Origin of the sequence: Bradyrhizobium sp. (assembly GCF_035570375.1) — a bacterium.
GTDB lineage: Bacteria > Pseudomonadota > Alphaproteobacteria > Rhizobiales > Xanthobacteraceae > Bradyrhizobium.
Genome location: NZ_DATMLW010000194.1, coordinates 1 through 16,904, shown reverse-complemented (window position 1 = coordinate 16,904; position 16,904 = coordinate 1). Strand labels below are relative to the sequence as shown.

General features: G+C 61.5%; 18 protein-coding genes. 9 read left to right on the top strand and 9 right to left on the bottom strand.

Features of this window, described 5'->3' with window-relative positions:
• Positions 1 to 140 precede the first annotated feature (140 nt).
• Positions 141 to 542 carry a DUF3597 domain-containing protein gene (locus tag VNX23_RS20430; RefSeq protein WP_325632959.1) on the bottom strand — a complete coding sequence of 134 codons (402 nt, stop codon included), beginning with the start codon at positions 540 to 542 and terminating at the stop codon, positions 141 to 143.
• 374 nt (positions 543 to 916) lie between these two features.
• Between VNX23_RS20430 and VNX23_RS20425 the strand changes: the two genes are divergently transcribed.
• The 5 genes from VNX23_RS20425 (at position 917) to VNX23_RS20405 (ending at position 5,994) form a co-directional block, all read left to right on the top strand.
• Complete coding sequence (locus tag VNX23_RS20425) at positions 917 to 1,831, top strand: DUF2189 domain-containing protein (protein ID WP_325632957.1); 915 nt, start codon at positions 917 to 919, stop codon at positions 1,829 to 1,831.
• A gap of 200 nt (positions 1,832 to 2,031) precedes the next feature.
• Positions 2,032 to 2,805: a lytic murein transglycosylase gene (locus tag VNX23_RS20420; protein ID WP_325632955.1), complete on the top strand. Its 774-nt coding sequence runs from the start codon at positions 2,032 to 2,034 to the stop codon at positions 2,803 to 2,805.
• Positions 2,806 to 3,192: 387 nt separating this feature from the next.
• Positions 3,193 to 3,345 carry a DUF1127 domain-containing protein gene (locus VNX23_RS20415; RefSeq protein WP_325632953.1) on the top strand — a complete coding sequence of 51 codons (153 nt, stop codon included), beginning with the start codon at positions 3,193 to 3,195 and terminating at the stop codon, positions 3,343 to 3,345.
• 123 nt (positions 3,346 to 3,468) lie between these two features.
• Positions 3,469 to 4,902, top strand: a complete 1,434-nt coding sequence (trmFO, locus tag VNX23_RS20410) for a methylenetetrahydrofolate--tRNA-(uracil(54)-C(5))-methyltransferase (FADH(2)-oxidizing) TrmFO (RefSeq protein ID WP_325632951.1) — start codon at positions 3,469 to 3,471, stop codon at positions 4,900 to 4,902.
• A gap of 9 nt (positions 4,903 to 4,911) precedes the next feature.
• Positions 4,912 to 5,994 carry a serine/threonine protein kinase gene (locus VNX23_RS20405; protein WP_325632950.1) on the top strand — a complete coding sequence of 361 codons (1,083 nt, stop codon included), beginning with the start codon at positions 4,912 to 4,914 and terminating at the stop codon, positions 5,992 to 5,994.
• A gap of 13 nt (positions 5,995 to 6,007) precedes the next feature.
• Here the strand turns inward: VNX23_RS20405 and VNX23_RS20400 are convergent, their stop codons facing one another.
• Genes VNX23_RS20400 through yajC form a run of 5 tightly spaced genes read right to left on the bottom strand, consistent with a single transcriptional unit; the run spans position 6,008 to position 10,282 of the window.
• The gene (locus tag VNX23_RS20400) at positions 6,008 to 6,871 is read right to left on the bottom strand and encodes a phytoene/squalene synthase family protein (RefSeq protein ID WP_414643041.1); all 864 of its coding nucleotides are present in this window, start codon (positions 6,869 to 6,871) and stop codon (positions 6,008 to 6,010) included.
• Positions 6,872 to 6,879: 8 nt separating this feature from the next.
• Positions 6,880 to 7,263: an Mth938-like domain-containing protein gene (locus VNX23_RS20395; RefSeq protein WP_325632946.1), complete on the bottom strand. Its 384-nt coding sequence runs from the start codon at positions 7,261 to 7,263 to the stop codon at positions 6,880 to 6,882.
• A gap of 2 nt (positions 7,264 to 7,265) precedes the next feature.
• Positions 7,266 to 8,270 carry a protein translocase subunit SecF gene (gene secF, locus VNX23_RS20390; RefSeq protein WP_325632944.1) on the bottom strand — a complete coding sequence of 335 codons (1,005 nt, stop codon included), beginning with the start codon at positions 8,268 to 8,270 and terminating at the stop codon, positions 7,266 to 7,268.
• Between the two features lie 12 nt (positions 8,271 to 8,282).
• On the bottom strand, positions 8,283 to 9,884 hold the full coding sequence (gene secD, locus VNX23_RS20385) for a protein translocase subunit SecD (protein ID WP_325632942.1): 1,602 nt from the start codon (positions 9,882 to 9,884) through the stop codon (positions 8,283 to 8,285).
• A 41-nt stretch (positions 9,885 to 9,925) separates the two neighbouring features.
• Positions 9,926 to 10,282 (bottom strand): preprotein translocase subunit YajC, encoded by a 357-nt coding sequence (yajC, locus tag VNX23_RS20380; protein WP_325632940.1) that lies wholly within the window; start codon positions 10,280 to 10,282, stop codon positions 9,926 to 9,928.
• Positions 10,283 to 10,464: 182 nt separating this feature from the next.
• Between yajC and VNX23_RS20375 the strand changes: the two genes are divergently transcribed.
• The gene (locus tag VNX23_RS20375) at positions 10,465 to 11,436 is read left to right on the top strand and encodes an ATP-binding protein (RefSeq protein ID WP_325632938.1); all 972 of its coding nucleotides are present in this window, start codon (positions 10,465 to 10,467) and stop codon (positions 11,434 to 11,436) included.
• A 51-nt stretch (positions 11,437 to 11,487) separates the two neighbouring features.
• Here the strand turns inward: VNX23_RS20375 and VNX23_RS20370 are convergent, their stop codons facing one another.
• Positions 11,488 to 12,774, bottom strand: coding sequence for a peptidoglycan DD-metalloendopeptidase family protein (locus VNX23_RS20370; protein WP_325632936.1), 1,287 nt, complete (start codon positions 12,772 to 12,774; stop codon positions 11,488 to 11,490).
• Between the two features lie 109 nt (positions 12,775 to 12,883).
• Complete coding sequence (locus VNX23_RS20365) at positions 12,884 to 13,534, bottom strand: protein-L-isoaspartate(D-aspartate) O-methyltransferase (protein ID WP_325632934.1); 651 nt, start codon at positions 13,532 to 13,534, stop codon at positions 12,884 to 12,886.
• A 263-nt stretch (positions 13,535 to 13,797) separates the two neighbouring features.
• Here VNX23_RS20365 and VNX23_RS20360 point away from each other — a divergent pair, with 263 nt between their 5' ends.
• Positions 13,798 to 14,175: a response regulator gene (locus VNX23_RS20360; RefSeq protein WP_325632932.1), complete on the top strand. Its 378-nt coding sequence runs from the start codon at positions 13,798 to 13,800 to the stop codon at positions 14,173 to 14,175.
• Between the two features lie 58 nt (positions 14,176 to 14,233).
• Here the strand turns inward: VNX23_RS20360 and surE are convergent, their stop codons facing one another.
• A complete protein-coding gene (gene surE, locus VNX23_RS20355; RefSeq protein ID WP_325632928.1) occupies positions 14,234 to 15,001 on the bottom strand; it encodes a 5'/3'-nucleotidase SurE in 768 nt (255 codons plus the stop codon).
• Between the two features lie 360 nt (positions 15,002 to 15,361).
• Here surE and VNX23_RS20350 point away from each other — a divergent pair, with 360 nt between their 5' ends.
• Both VNX23_RS20350 and VNX23_RS20345 read left to right on the top strand, forming a co-directional pair.
• Positions 15,362 to 16,681, top strand: a complete 1,320-nt coding sequence (locus VNX23_RS20350) for a site-specific integrase (protein ID WP_325632926.1) — start codon at positions 15,362 to 15,364, stop codon at positions 16,679 to 16,681.
• Positions 16,681 to 16,904: hypothetical protein (locus tag VNX23_RS20345; protein WP_325632924.1), on the top strand; the 224-nt coding region annotated here is incomplete at its 3' end. The genes VNX23_RS20350 and VNX23_RS20345, both read left to right, overlap by 1 nt.

Sequence of the window (16,904 nt, the reverse complement as noted above, 5' to 3'; positions counted from 1 at the left end):
TTGCCGGTTGGGCTTTTCGCGAAGGTATCTAGCGCCCGCTTTCGGGGCGAGCAAGCTCGGTCGGATCCGGCGCGAGGTCGCAGTGGAGCATAAAAAGGCCCGCGACGAGGCGGGCCCCTGGCTTGTCGATGAGGAACTCCTCACCACTTGATGTCGGAAGGCAGCTTGCCGCCGTTGGCGGCGAGTTTCGCCATCACCTGCTTGTGCAGCCACACATTCATGGTGGCGGAATCGCTGGTGTCGCCGGTGTAGCCGAGCTCCTTTGCCAGCTCCTTGCGCGCAGCAAGGCTGGAGTCGATGTCGAGCGCTTTCATCAGGTCGACGATCGACGTGCGCCATTGCAGCTTCTCCTTCTTGGCCGCCACCGCCTTGTCCAGGATGGGCGCGACGTCGACCTTCTGTGCCGGCGGGGCGGAAGGAGACGAGGAGCTGCCGGCTTGCGGGGCAGGTCCGGAAGCAGATCCCGCCGTGCCGCTGCTTGCGGGAGCGGATTCAGCCTTGGTTCCAAAAATAGCGCTCATGATTTTTCCAAAAATACTCATCGCTCTCTCCCATTAAATTTTTGCGCCTGATCAACCCGGCAACGCACGACGGCTTAACCATAACGCTGCAAATTCGGCACTGCCGGGCTGCATCGCTTAAGACTTAAGGACGATCACTCTGCCTGCCAATGCAAGCAAGCGCCACGAGGTGAGCTTAACTTGGGCGAAATGACGTCCACGTGATGCTACATTCGCGTGCAACAACCCGCAGCGCTCACTCAAGCGTGAGCGACAGTATCGGCAAATCGGAGTACGCTGAAGTTTCAGTTCGCGACATGGCCAGTTTTGGATCGCTGTCTTCGCGTCTGGCCTGATCGTGATCGTTTCTGCAGACGGTCCCGCGCAGGTCCGCTGCGTCTAGGGAGATAGCGACCATGGCGACACAATACTCCGGCAACGCCGCGCCGCTGGCGCAGCCAGCACAGGGCACCACTTCCACTCCCGTCATCCGCAAGATCAACCTTTCCGATCTGCGTGATGCGCTGCGGCTAGGCTGGGAAGATTTCAAGGCGGTCCCGAGCCACGCTATCATCCTCTGCCTGATTTACCCGGTGCTCGGGCTTGTGCTGGCCCGCCTCGTGCTGGGTTATTCGGTCTTGCCGCTGCTCTTTCCCCTGGCTGCGGGCTTTGCCCTGCTCGGCCCGTTCGCGGCACTCGGCCTTTACGAACTCAGCCGCCGACGCGAACGCGGCGAAGAGCCCTCCGCCTGGGATGCCGTCGAGGTGATCCGTTCGCCGTCGTTCGGCGCCATGCTCGGGCTTGGCACGCTGTTGCTGGCGCTGTTCGTGACCTGGGTCGCAACCGCGCAGGCGATCTATGTCGCGGCCTTCGGCTACGAGGCGGCTGCCGAAATGCCTGATTTCCTGCGGCGTGTGCTGACCACCCCGCAAGGATGGTGGCTGATCATCGTCGGTTGCGGCGTGGGCTTTCTGTTTGCGCTCGTTGCCTTGTGTATCAGCGTGGTCTCGTTTCCGCTGATGCTCGATCGCCATGCGGGTGCCGGCGATGCCATGGTGACTTCGCTTCGGGCTGTCGCGATGAACCCGATTCCCATGGCCGCCTGGGGGTTGATCGTCGCTGTGTTGCTGGTCGCGGGCTCGCTTCCGCTATTCCTGGGTCTTGCCGTCGTTGTGCCCGTGCTGGGACACGCGACTTGGCACCTCTACCGCAAGGTGGTCGCGCCCGATCCCAACCAGCAGCCGATCCCACCGCGTCCGCCGCGCGAACGGCGTCCAGCGGCCGACTTCCCGGCTAACCTGTTTCCATGGCGGCGTAAGGGCGGCATGTAAGATCAAGGCGATCGCGTCGCGGTTTTCGCGTCGAGCGGTAACCGCTGCCGCCGATTGAGGCCTCTCGCGAAGGTCCACCTTGGTAAAAGCCTTGTTTTGGCCGTGGTTGCCGCAGACATATTTCGCCATCGAGCCCTGAAGAGCGAAACGATTCCGTGCGACATCCCGTGATCTCCCGCTGTTTTTTCGCCGTGAGCACGATGCTTGCGATTTCGACCACGCCAGTCTCGGCCGTGCCCTGCGGCACGGGCAGCTTTCCGGCTTGGCTCGAAGAGTTCAAGGCTGAAGCCGCCGCGAAGGGAATCTCCCAATCGGCGATCGCCTCAGGCCTCAACGGCGTAACGCTCGACCAGGCGGTGCTCTCCCGGGATCGTTCACAAAAGGTCTTCAACCAAAGCTTCGAGGAGTTTTCCGGCCGCATGGTGCCGCCGCGGCTTTCGCGCGGAAGCAACATGATGAAGCAATACGGTTCGGTGCTGTCGCGCATCGAGCAGGCCTACGGCGTGCCCGGCGAGGTCATCGTTGCGATTTGGGGATTGGAGACGGATTTCGGCGCCAATACCGGCAAGTTCCCGACCATGCGTTCGCTGGCGACGCTGGCCTATGATTGCCGGCGCGCGGAAATGTTCCGCAACGAATTGCTGGATGCGCTTCGCATTATCGAGCGTGGCGACCTCACCGCTGCCGACATGCGCGGCGCCTGGGCGGGAGAGATCGGCCAGACCCAGTTCATGCCATCGTCCTACATCAAGTTTGCGGTCGATTTCGACGCCAACGGCCGCCGCGACCTGCTTCGCAGCGCCCCGGACGTGTTGGCCTCAACCGCGAATTTCCTCGCCAGTTACGGCTGGCAACGCGGCAAAGGATGGGACCCCGGCAGCGCCAACTTCGGCGTCCTTCAGCAATGGAACAAAAGCGAGGTTTACGCCAAAACGGTCGCCTATTTCGCCGACCAACTTGCCCACGCGCCGTAAAATCACGGCATGCTCATGGAATGATTCATCTTTCATTCCTATTTCACATGCGAATCACGCATAATTCAACTTTTCTTGCAGGCCGGAACAGAAGGCCGAGAACACGTGCTCTGGGCGGTGTTCCGGGTTAGGGGCGACCTCTTTCGCCAACTAATGCTGCAACGTGAGGGGCATTTCTACCCAAAGGTCATCGGACGAGGTAATCACTGACGTAGGGGCGCAGCCACCTGCGGCCAAGGTGGTTAACTATTCCCTTCCTTAGCCATGCAAATTCCGTTTAGCTGCAGCGCAACATGGGAGCTTCTGAGCGGAGGAACCCTCCTCTATATTCACTTCAACGGTGAAGCTCCTCCAAGAGCTGAATCATCGATTTTCAAGGAGACTACCATGTTGCTCTCGCTCATTCGCATGATCCGGGCGTTTCGGGATTATCAGCGCAACGTTGCTGAGCTGTCCCAGCTCACCGACCGCGAATTGGCCGATATCGGCCTTGACAGGTCGGATATACCGCGCGTTGCAGCCGGCAACTACAACGGCTGACACGGTTCCAGCCTGCGATCGAAAACGGATAACGCCCGCCAAGTTGCGGGCGTTGTCGTATCGAGTGCGTACCGCGCCGGCGCGCATTCCACTTGGTGCCGAAACGCGCTACCTCTGTGCCTCATGACAGGCCTCCCATCTTCATCTCGGCGCGTGCATATCATCGGCGCCGGCCTTGCCGGCTCGGAAGCGGCCTGGCAGGTCGCCAATGCCGGAATTTCCGTCGTTCTTCACGAAATGCGACCGCACCGGATGACCGAAGCCCATCGCACCGATGGGCTTGCCGAACTCGTCTGTTCGAACTCGTTTCGCTCCGACGATGCAGCCAACAATGCCGTCGGACTACTGCACGCCGAAATGCGGCGGCTGGGCTCGCTGATCATGCGTGCCGCCGACGCCAACCAGGTCCCCGCCGGCGGAGCTTTGGCGGTCGACCGGGACGGCTTTTCCGCATTCATTACCAAGGCGCTGCGCGATCATCCGCTGATCGAATTACGGCGCGGCGAAGTCGCCGGACTTCCGCCCCTGGACTGGGACAACGTGATCGTCGCGACAGGCCCCCTTACCGCTGCGCCGTTGGCCGAAGCCATTCGCAAACTGACCGAGGAGAATGCGCTCGCCTTCTTCGATGCCATCGCGCCGATCGTACATCGGGATTCGATCGACATGTCCGTGGCCTGGTTTCAATCGCGCTATGACAAGACGGGCCCGGGCGGCACCGGCGCCGACTACATCAACTGCCCGATGACAAGGGAGCAATACGACACTTTTGTTGCAGCACTGATCGCCGGTGAAAAGACGGATTTCAGGGAGTGGGAGACCAATACGCCCTATTTCGATGGCTGCCTTCCGATCGAAGTGATGGCGGAACGAGGTCCTCAGACGCTGCGTCATGGGCCGATGAAACCGGTCGGGCTGACCAATCCGTACAACCCGCAGGTCAAGGCTTACGCGATCGTGCAATTGCGCCAGGATAACAAGCTCGGCACGCTCTATAACATGGTGGGTTTTCAAACCAAGCTGAAGTATGGCGCGCAGCAGCGCATCTTCCGCATGATTCCCGGCCTCGAAAACGCGGAATTCGCAAGGTTAGGGGGTCTCCACCGCAACACCTTTCTGAATTCGCCGAAGTTGCTCGACGCGCAGTTGCGCCTTCGCGCCGCTCCGCGGTTGCGGTTCGCAGGCCAGATGACGGGGTGCGAGGGCTATGTGGAGTCCGCGAGCATCGGCTTGATCTCCGGCCTCTATGCCGTAGCGGAGTCGCGTGGCCGCTTGCTGCCACCACCTCCTCCGACCACGGCGCTGGGGTCATTGCTTGGCCATATCACCGGCGGCCATATCGAGACGATCGACAACGGCCCCCGCTCGTTCCAGCCGATGAACATCAATTTCGGATTGTTTCCGCCGCTGGCCAATCCACCGACCAGAAGCGCTGAGGGAACGCGCCTGCGCGGCAATGAAAAGACGATAGCAAAGCGTCGGGCTATTACTGCCCGGGCCCTCGCCGATCTCGACCATTGGATAACAGACCATTTGCGCGTAGCCGCGGCAGCGTGAGTATTTTTTATGAATTTGCCAAAGGAAGACGCCGACGTTCTGTCGGCGCGATGGACTGAAGGCGTATTGCTCAAACGCGACGTGTTTTCAACGGTCGAGCGTGGCCGCTTTCGGCAGTCAGGCGGCGACGTCGATGCGGTCCTGCGCCGGATCGATCGGGTTCCGTGGTGGTCCTATGCTTTCGCGCGGCATCTTTTCGCTCGCGAGCGCCGCGCGCTGGAGCACGTCGGGGGTTTGAATGTGGGACCCGAATTGCTGTGGGCAGGACGCCAGGCACTGGTGCGCAGCTTCATCGACGGCATCGCCCTGCACCTTGCGAAACCTTTCGATAATGCCGCCTATTTTCGGTCGGCCAAACAGGCGCTGCACAAACTGCATCGTGCCGGCATTTGCCACAATGATCTCGCCAAAGAGCAGAACTGGCTGGTCGGTCGTGACGGGCACGCTTATCTCACCGACTTCCAGCTCGCCGCCTGCTTCCGCACGCGCGGCCCCCTGTTCCGGATCGCGGCCTACGAAGACCTCAGGCATATGCTCAAACACAAGCGCAGCTACGCACCATCGGCGCTGACCCCGAAGGAGCGCAAAATCCTGGCGCGCAAGTCGCTCGCCGCCCGTCTCTGGCTTGCGACCGGCAAAAACGTTTATCACGCCATTACCCGTGGCCTGTTCAATTTTACCGATCGCGAGGGTGGCGGCAGGCGCCTTGTCAACGACGCGCCCGTGTTGATCGAAAAGATCCGGAACAATCCCGGTGTGCGCGATGCGGCCATCGTCGCATTCGCCGATCGCCGCGCCGGCGTCGGGCTTTATGCCTTCGTGGAGGCCGATCAGACCGCTCTCGAAGCCCGGATCAGGAATGAGCTAGCGGCCCGCAAGGGTCCGAGGCCGCCGGAACACATCCAGGTGGTGAAGGCGTTGCCGCGCGATGCGGGCGGCAGAGTCCGAACCGAACTCCTGCAACTCGTGGCGACCAACCAGCTCGACCTGATCGAACCGATGATGAAGAACGAAACCGATCGCGCCTTCCTGAAAAACATCCTGGAATCGCGCAAAAATCTGCGCGATCGATTCGATTTTCGAGGCGGCTGAATTCAATTCTCGTTCAGGCGGAGAATTTCCGCGACCGCGACGCCCGCCATAACGTCCACAAGGTCTGAAACCGCGGCGTCGAGCCAAGTGCGAACGGATTGTTGTCGGCACGCGACAGCCGTGTCAGGTCGCGCCGGACCTGGGCCAACGGCAGGAAAACGGAGCGTACTTCCGGCGGAACGGTCGCCATCAGGTCGAATGCCGTCGTCAAATGAGCCCGCGCCTCGCCCAGCAACTGATCAAACGCGGCGCGAAGGTTCGGGGTCTGCTTGCCGGCGAAGACGTCCTCGATCCCGCAACCCTGGTTTTCCAGGACCTGTTGCGGCACGAACAATTGCCGACGCGAGGCGTCGAGCGGCAATGAGATCATCACCTGCACCATCCCCTGCGCAAGTCCTGCATGCCGCGCGAGATGCTCGATGCCGCCCGAGGACTGCCCGAACACCGCACTGGCCAGCGAGAAAAGGGCAGACGAGGTGTCGTTGATATAACCTTCAAGCGCCGCCACGGTCGGCATCGGATCGTTGTAGAGGTCGAATTGATGCTCCTCGATCAGGCGCGACAGCCGCACGACCGGCAACCCCCAGGTCTGGATCGCCAGCAGCAATTCGGCGGCGACCGGATTGCCCTCGACGCCGCCGTGCTCCATGCCCGCGAGCATGTCGGTCCACCACTGCAGGCGCATCTCGCCTGGCAGCGGCTGACTCACTTGCGTGCGCACCCGGGAAACCTCGACATTGAAGGCGTATAGCGCCAACAGGGCTCGACGCCGCGGGGCAGACACGAAGAGGCTTGATGCGTAGCGAACAAAATCGTGCGAGCGTACCAGCTCTGCACAGAAGCTCGACGCCTCCCTGGCTTGAGCCGAATCCTGCATCAGATCGCTCATGGAACCGCGACCAGCGCTGCCGCAACACGCCGCCTCTCGCCGATCATGATGTTGTAGGTGCGGATCGCCGGTCCGGTCTGCATCGGGTCCAGAACGATGTGGACGGCGCGCAGTGCCTGGCGCAGGTCTTTCGGAGGGACCCAGACGTCGGTACCCGAACCGAGGATCAAAGTGTCGATGATGTTGGCGGCTTCGAACACACGCGCCAGCGATTCCTCGGTTATTTCCGCAGGTTTCGTCACCGGCCATGCCCAGATTGCATCCGGCAGGCACAGCAGCGAGCCTCGATGCGACATTCCGGCAAAGACAAAGCCACCTTTGCCGTAAGCGTCGATCGGGGCCGACCTCGGAAGATGCGGGGCGTCCGAGCGGCTCGCCATGGCTACTTCTTCTGCGGCGTATCCGGTGCGTCGACCCGGCTGGTACCGACGCCGAGATAGATCAGGATCGGCGCAGCAATGAAGATCGACGTGTAGGTGCCCACCAGCACCACGCCGAACATCATGACGGCGGTGAAGCTGTGGATCGCATTGCCGCCAAACAAAAGCAGCGCCAGCAGGGCTAGCGTTACCGTGACGTGAGTGATGATCGAGCGCGACAGCGTCGAATTGATGGACTCGTTGAGAAGCTGCGGCATCGGCATCTTCTTGTAGCGGCGCAACATCTCGCGGATACGGTCGTAGATCACGACCGTATCGTTCAGGGAATAGCCGAGGATCGTGAGCAGCGCTGCGATACTGGTGAGGTCGAAGTCGACCTGCGAGATCGACATGAAACCGATCGTCAACACGATGTCGTGGACGTTGGCGATCATGGCGCCGAGCGCAAACTGCCATTCGAACCGGAACCAGAGATAGATCAGGATGCCGACGATCGCGAGCATCAAGCCGATCATGCCGTAGGCGAGCAGTTCGCCGGAAACGCGCGGTCCGACGACTTCGACGCGCCGGTAATCGACGGAATCGCCGAGCGCGCCGCGCACTTTCTGTACCGCCTCCTGCTGCGCCGCATCGCCGCCGGGCTGTTCGGCGACCCTGATCAGGACGTCAGCCGGACCGCCGAACTGCTGCAATTGAACCTCGCCAAGCCCAAGCCCGCTCAAGGTCGCACGCATCGAGGCGATGTCGGCCGAGCCGGACTTCGCCTGCACCTCCAATAGCGTGCCGCCCTTGAAATCGATCCCGAAATTCAGTCCATGGGTAAAGAACAGCGTGATCGCCACAATCGAAAGCGTCGCCGAGATCGGAAAGCTGATGCGGCGGAACTGAGTGAAATCGAAATGCGTGTTGTCGGGCACGATGCGCAGCGGCGGCAGCACGCCCATCACGCTGACTATGGTCAACACGACGATCAGAATGCCCAGCGCAATAAGAACGAAGTGAGTCAAGTGCGCATTCCCCTAGATCGGCACGCTTTGCGGCCGCTTCCACCGCACCCACCACGCCACGATCAGGCGAGTGAGCGTGAACGCGGTAAAAACCGTGGTAAGGATGCCGATCCCGAGGGTAACGGCAAAACCGCGCACCGGGCCGGTGCCGATGTAGAACAGCACGGCAGCGGCGATGAAGGTGGTGATGTTGGAGTCCAGAATCGTCGCCAGCGCGCGCTTGAAACCGGCATCGATCGCCGAAATCGCGTTGCGTCCCCCGCGAATTTCCTCGCGGATGCGCTCGTAGATCAGCACGTTGGAATCGACCGCGATACCAACCGTGAGCACGATGCCCGCGATGCCGGGCAAGGTCAGCGTCGCATTGAGCAGCGACAGCACCCCGAAGATCATGGCGACGTTGATCGCCACCGCGATATTGGCGAACAGACCGAACAGCCGGTAGGTTGCGAGCATGAACACAATGACCATGATCGAACCGACGTAAGCGGCAAGTTCGCCCTTTTCGATCGAATCCTGGCCCAGGCCCGGCCCCACCGTGCGCTCTTCGATCACGGTCAGCGGCGCCGGCAGGGCGCCGGCGCGGAGCAGGATCGCCAATTCGTTGGCGGCCTGCACCGTGAAATTGCCCGAGATCTGGCCGGAACCGCCCGTGATCGGTTCCCGGATCACCGGTGCGGAAATTACCTCGTTGTCGAGCACGATGGCAAAAGGCTGGCCGACATTCTCGGAAGTGGCTTGCGCGAATTTGCGCGAGCCCGACGAATTGAAGCGGAAGGTGACGATCGGTTCGCCCGATCGCTGATCGAATCCAGGCTGGGCATCGGTGAGTTCGCCGCCGGAGACGAGCACCTGCTTTTTGATGACATAGGGGATCTTCGGCGGCTGCGCGCTCATGAGAATTTCATCCTCAGGAGGCACCCTGCCCTGCGCGGCTGCATCCGGCGCCACGGCCGTATCGACCATGCGGAATTCCATCTTGGCGGTCTTGCCGAGAATGCGCTTGAGTTCGGTCGGATCCTGCAGGCCCGGCACCTGCACCAGGATGCGATCGGTGCCCTGGCGCTGGATTACGGGTTCGACCGTACCGAGCTGGTTGACGCGCCGTTCGACGATCTGGATCGACTGCTCGATCGTCTGCCGGATGCGCTCGGTGATCGCGGCTTGCGGAACCGTCAGGCGTATCAAGCCACCGCCGGCATCGCTAACCTCTAGGCTGCGCTGGCCGCTTGAACCGAGCAGGCCGCCGAGCGGTTGCGACAGTTCGCGCAATTTGGAAAGCGCCGCCTGCAGTTCGGTGTCTCTGGAGATGCGGACTTCGACGGCGTCGTTTCGCGCGGTGAGGCCGGTATAGCCGATCTTGGCTTCGCGCAAGGCGCGGCGAACGTCGTCGCGCACCTGGTCGAGCTTTTCTTTCCGGACGTAATTGGAATCCACTTCCAAAAGCAGGTAGGAGCCGCCCTGCAGATCGAGCCCGAGGACGAGACGCCGCTGGGCCCAGGCCGGCCAGGTCTTTACTTTCGCCTCCGGAAAGAAGTTCGGCACTGCGAACAGACACACGACCAGCGCCGTGAGAATGATCGCCAGCGCCTTCCACCGCGTGAAATACAACATCGAATTGACTCGTCAGATCCAGGAGAATGCGGTGCCGGGTATCAGCCCGCGGACGTTTCGTCCTTGGAGGTCTCCTTGGCCGGTTCGCCCTTGGCACGGACGCCCGAGATCATCTGCCGCATCTGGCGAACACGGACACCTTCCGAAATCTCGAATTCGATCTGATCGTCGTCCACGACCTTGGTCACCTTGCCGACCAGCCCGCCGGAGGTCACAACAGTATCGCCGCGGCGGATGTTCTTCACCAGTTCCGCATGATCCCTGACCTTCTTCTGCTGCGGCCGCAAAATCAGGAAATACATGATCACGAAGATCAGGGCGAAGGGCAGCAGCGACATCAACATACTGTTGGCATCGCCGCCGGCTGCGGCCTGGGCAAACGCAGGAGTAATCAGCATTCGGGGAAATCCTCGTGAAACGGGGATAGGTGGCAAGGCGGGCGAGCGCCAGGCCGATCCGGTAAATTCGCGCGGACTATAGCGGCCACGGTCCCAATTGCAACGCTGCCAAACCCCTCAATTTGGGCGGCTTGCGGCCCCCTGTAAGGCCCGTTAAGGGTGCAGCATCAGGAAGGCCGAGGATGTCGAAAAAGCCACCCAAAACAGCCGCTCGTGCCGGCGCAAGGGCCCCACAACGAAAAAGGCCTGCAGCGGCAACCAAACAGCCGCCGGCCGCTGTCGAAGGCGATGCAGCCGAGCGCATCGCGCTTGCGCTCGAGGCCATCGCCACGAGTCTGTCCGCCGCATCGAACGCATCCTCGACGGCGGATTCTCTCGGCCATGCCGACGCCTTCATCTGGCACCCCGACGGACGGCTGGCGCCCGTGCCACGCGTCAGCCGCGTCGACATTGGCCTGCTCAAGGGCATCGATCGGATGCGCGACATCCTGATCGAAAACACCGAACGCTTTGCCAATGGTTTTCCCGCCAACAATGCCCTGCTCTGGGGCGCACGTGGCATGGGCAAATCGTCACTGGTCAAGGCGGCCCATGCCAGCATCAACCTCAACCGCAAACCTGCCGAGCGTTTGAAGCTGATCGAAATTCATCGCGAGGACATCGAAAGCCTGCCGGCGCTGATGGATCTTTTGCGCGGAGCACGCTTCAATTTCATCGTGTTCTGCGACGACCTGTCGTTCGACGGCAACGACGCCTCCTACAAGTCGCTCAAGGCGGTTCTGGAAGGGGGTATCGAGGGCCGCCCCGACAACGTGATCCTCTATGCGACCTCCAACCGGCGCCACCTGCTGGCGCGCGAGATGATCGAGAACGAACGCTCGACCGCCATCAACCCTGGCGAGGCGGTGGAAGAAAAAGTATCGCTCTCCGACCGCTTCGGATTGTGGCTCGGTTTCCACCGATGCAGCCAGGACGAATACCTGGCGATGGTGAAGGGCTATTGCGGCCATTTCGGCATCAAGCTCGGCGAAGAAGAGCTCGAGCGCGAGGCGTTGGAATGGTCGACGACACGAGGTTCCCGTTCCGGGCGCGTGGCGTGGCAATTCACCCAGGAGCTCGCGGGACGGCTCGGGGTCCGGCTCAGCGGGAAATAAGGCGAACGTCCCTCGGCCATGCGCCGAGGGCGATGATGGCGGTCGCCTTGCTCAGGCTCCGTTGAGGAATTGAAGCGGGTCGACCGGCGTCGATCCCTTGCGAATCTCGAAATGAAGTTGTGGCGAGCCCACTTCGCCCGACTGCCCCGATTTGGCGATGACCTGGCCTCGCTTGATGCTGTCGCCGCGCTTTACCAGAAGCTCGCTCGCATGCGCATAGGCGGTCACGTAACCATTGCCGTGGCGGATCAGGACCAGGTTGCCGTAACCCTTCAGTTCATTTCCCGAATAGGCAACGACGCCGTCTTCGGCAGCCTTGACCGGCGTACCCTCCGGCACAGCCAGGTTGATACCGTCATTGGCCTTGCCGTTGGTCTTGGCGCCGTAGCTAGTGATCACCTTGCCGCGCACCGGCCAGCGGAACGTCGGCAGTGCGCCGGTTGCCTCCGCCGCCTTGACTGAAGTTTCGGCCGGTGCGTCTTCATTCGTGGCTTGCGCCAGACGCGCTTTTTGCTGGGACTCGGCGGTCACGGCAGCCAACCTGGTCGCAGGCGCCGACGCGGCCGCAGGCTGTACCGCAGTAACCGCTGGCTGGGCGGCCGGAGAAAGTGCGGTGGCCTTCGCCGGCACCGTGAGCCTCATACCCAGCCGGAGTTTGGCGTTCGGCTGGATGCCGTTGGCTCTCGCGAGTTCCGCCACCGAGACGTGATTGCGGCGCGCAACGCCGAGCAGGGTATCACCATGATTGACGACATGCACTGAAGGCGCCGCATTCGCCGCGGCAGCGGGCCTGGCTACCGGATCAGCCGGCGCGGACGCCGCGGCGACCGCTGCCGGGTGAGGAATGATCAGTTGCTGGCCGGGCGACAGCGCACGTGGTCCTTTGTATCCATTGGCCTGCAGGATGGCGGCCGGCGTGACCTTGTAGCGGCGCGCCAGGATTTCAAGCGTGTCGCTGGTGCCGACGATGATCGTGGTGCCAGCCCGGTTACGGGCAGCAACCGAGCGCGGGACGCTGCCGGTGGTTTCGATCGGACGGGCCGGTGGCGTGTAGGAGGCAATGCCCCGCCCTCCTCCGGAAACCGCGGTGGAAGGGTAGGATTGCGGGGCCGAGATTGCCGGGGGCAGCGACTGCGGGCGGGCATATTGCGGCAACTCGCGGCGTTCGACCGCAGGGGTCGAAACGGAGGCGGTCGCTTCAGCCTGTGAGGCAAAGGGATTTTGCGAAAGACGTGACGACATATCGGCGCTGCAGCCGGCAAAACCGATCGACATCAGCGCCAGCACCGCGACCTGCGATACGCGACGCGAGCAAAGCCACTCGACGACACGGGACATGGTTACTCACTCGTACGCAACAAAATACTGTTTTGAGTAAACACGTCCCGAGTAAACAACCGCTTAAACCCCGGATTAAGACGTTGGCGGAACACTCAATCCTGGCTTTTTAGAGCTCGCGGGCGATGCCGGGCAGCGCCGGCACGAAGCGGACGTCGACGAGCTCCTTGCGCTCCAAGCCGGCCTCCGTCCTGACCAGTCGGATGAGGGTCTGGGTGCCGTGAAGGGGCCCGACCGGGGCGATGAGGATGCCGTCGCGATCGAGACGCTGGGCAAGCGCATCGGGTATCTGCTCCATTGCCGCGGTCACGATGATGCGGTCGAAATTGCCGGCACCGGCCGGCACCTCGAAGCCATCGCCGAGCACCACCTCCACATTGTCGCAGCCGAGCTTGGCGAGCCGGCCCCGGGCGACGTCGGCCAATGTCCGGTATCGCTCCATGGACAGGACGTGACCACAAAGGCGGGACAGGATAGCGGCCTGGTAGCCCGAGCCGGTGCCGATCTCCAGAACCCTGTGATGCTTCTGCAGCTGCAGCTGTTCGGTCATGTACGCCACCACGAAGGGTTGGCTGATGGTCTGCCCGCAGGCGATGCCGAGCGCGCTGTCGCGGTACGCATCGGCGCGATCGGCCGCCTCAACGAACATTTCACGCGGAATCTCCTCCATGGCGCGAAGCACGGCCTGATCGCTGATCCCGCGCCGGCGCAGGCTGAGCTGAAACATCATTTTCTCTGGCGGATTTTGCATCGTGGACATCGCGGTCCCAAGGTTCGTTCACGGGCGGTCGGCCATCAGCCCAGTCGTCCTGCGGCCCCAAGACGCATCTCGACTCAATACGGAGTTCCTGATGAGGAACCCAGTATATACCCTTAACGGCGGGCGCGATCTGACCTGGCCACGCTTTCGCCGCCCAGCCAACGGCTGAGCTCGCCCCTTCTTCGTATACAAGTTAAGATTGCCACGTTGAGGGTTATTTGCGATTCTTTTCGCTTCAGGGGACTGGCGCAAGGACTGGATGAATGACTGCGAAGCGGCCGCTAGGCGGCTCTGTATTCCTCGTCGAAGATGAGGTCATGATCAGGATGATGGTCGCTGACATGCTGGAGGAGCTGGGCTACCGCATTGCCGCGGAAGCCGGCGAAATCAGCGAAGCGATCAGGCTTGCCCAGTCGATCGATTTCGACCTTGCCATTCTCGACGTCAACGTCAACGGCAAGGTGATCTCGCCGGTGGCCGATCTCATCAGGGCGCGCAACCGCCCCTTCATCTTCGCGACCGGCTACGGCTCATCGGGGTTGCCCGAGGAGTACCGCGATCGGCCGTCGCTGCAAAAACCCTTCCAGATCGAGACGCTGGCGCGGGTGATCGAGAACACGCTGAAAAGCACGGCCGCTTAGCCGATCGCGAAATCGAACCGCCGCCCATCCGCTTGCGATTTTGCCCTGCGACCTTGTCTCACTTGAGCATCGCGGTAAGGGCTTCGGAAAATGCCTCGTCCGTGCGATCGAGCCGCAACGGCGTCACCGAAACATAGCGCGACGCCAGTGCCCAGAGATCCGTGCCCTCTTCCGGAATATCGACTTTTGCGAGTCGCTCGAAACCGATCCAGAAATACGGATTGCCGCGGCCGTCGCGCCGTTGATCGATTTTCAGAAAGCCGAGATTGCGCTTGCCCTGTCGCGTCACGCGTACGCCTGCGACTTCGCCTGGAGCGCAGGCGGGAAAATTGACGTTGATCACCGTGTTCTTCGGCACGCCCGCACTGATCACCTTGCTCAGGATCGGTGGACCGAATTCGAGCGCGGCGTCCCACATCGGATTTTCGCGCGACTGCGCCGTAAATTCCTGCGACAGCGCGAATGAAGGCAGGCCCAAAATCGTGCCCTCCAGCGCGCCGGCGATGGTGCCCGAATAGACCACGTCCTCGGCGACGTTGCGGCCCTTGTTGACGCCCGAAAGCACGACGTCCGGCATCTTGTCACGCAGAATATGGCGCGCACCCATGATGACGCAGTCAGTCGGCGTTCCCCTTACCGCGAAATGGCGCGGCCCCACTTCGCGCAGGCGAAGGGGATCATTGAGCGAGAGCGAATGCGAGACGCCGGACTGGTCGAGTTCGGGCGCCACGATCCAGACGTCGTCGGACAAGGCGCGCGCGATCTGCTCGACAATCTTCAGGCCCGGGGCGTGGATGCCATCGTCATTGGTGCAGAGAATTCGCATTGGCAGGTCGTGCTTCTTGGATTAGCGCGCGGACAGGCGTCGTCTTATCGCCCTATCGCCCATGAGGCAAACCCGTCGTGCGGCGTCGATTAGCCCCGGCGATAGCGGTGGAGAGGCATGATCTTGCCCACCTGCGAGCGCAGGATGCAGGTTCCTGTACCTGGTGCCGCCCCTGTCCAGCGTCAGCTACCGCCACCAAATCATCTGTCGCGTTCGATCACCGTCGTCCCGCCCATATAGGGCTGTTGAATTGTCTTTAGCCGTGCGCAGGTGTGTACTGAAACCCTTATTTTCCAACGATTATATGCGTGCGTGTCGCTTGCTGTTTTTGGGTGTGCGCACCCATATATTGGACACTCGTTGGACAAGACGGTTTTCAGCCCATTGAGGAATGCATTCATGGCGCGGACAATAAAGGACACCACCCTCGATAGCAGAACGGCCCGTGGTCGCCTTAGGGCGCGCGGTAAGCCGTACTACCGATCGTTGGAGCCTGGGCTACATCTCGGATACCGAAAGCCCCTTGCAGGCTCCGGCAAGTGGGTGGCGCGGCACTACATCGGCAATCAAAGCTATGAGGTGGAATCGCTCGCGACTGCGGACGATCATTCGGATGCGGACGGAGTGGCGATTCTCGACTATCGACAAGCCCAAGCGAGGGCACGGGAGCGGATGGTCACGCGAGCTCACACCGCCGCGGGAAAAACGGGCCCCCTCACCGTCCGCGCGATAATGATGGAATATCTCGAGTTCTTGCAAAACCACCGGAAGTCCGGCGGGACCGCGCGCTACAGCATCAACGCATTCATCCTGCCGGAGTTGGGAGACCTAGAAGCCGAATCTCTGACCGTTGATCAGCTGCGAAATTGGCATATGAAGATCGCAAATTCTCCGGCTCGCCAGCGCACCAAGCCGGGCACAAAGCAAAACCATCGAGCACATCAAAACGACCCGGACTGGAAACGTCGACGAAAATCGACCGCAAACCGAATTCTGAAGGTCCTAAAGGGCGGTCTCAATTACGCATGGAACGACAAGAAGCTGAAATCGGACGCCGCCTGGCGGCGCGTAAAGCCGTTTAAGGGCGCGGAATCTGCTCGTGTCCGCTATCTGGCCATTGTTGAGGCGCGGCGCCTGCTCAACGCATCTGATCCGGATTTCCGCCAATTGGTCGAGGGAGCGTTGCAGACCGGCGCACGATATGGCGAGCTCATTCGATTCAAGGTCGCTGATTTTGACGTTAAGGGCGGCACTGTATCGGTGGACGACTCCAAGGGCGGCAGGCCGCGCCATATCATTTTGACCGACGAGGGAGTGGCGTTCTTCCGTTCGATCTGCGTAGGTCGCGCCAGCGATGAGCCTATTTTCAAGAGAGCGGACGGCACCGCGTGGATACGCTCCGCGCAGCAAATCCCGATCAAAGAGGCCAGCCGCCGCGCGAAAATTTCCCCACCGATCAATTTTCACGGGCTAAGGCACACATGGGCCAGCCACGCCGTCATGGGCGGCGTGCCGTTGATGGTGGTGGCGAAGAACCTGGGCCATGTGGATACCAAGATGGTCGAGGCCCACTACGGGCACCTTGCGCCTTCCTACGTTGCGGACGCCATTCGGGCCGGCGCGCCGCGGTTCGGCTCTAAGTCGAATGAAAAGCTGCTCTCTCTTTCTGAGAGGGCGTGATGGCAAGGGATGATCAATCGGTGTGTGCGGTTGGTGCTTCCGCGGCAGCACCTAAAGTCAGTTTGGCTCAAGATCAACATCGGGCCGCCGTCGATCATCTTATTACTCAGATGCTCGCCTTAGGGCCTGAGGCTGTCTCCGAACACGTTAGGAGCTTGCACCTGTCCGGCCATCCTCAGGCGCTAACGGATATGATTTATTGGTGCCTGAAATTGGGATGGGC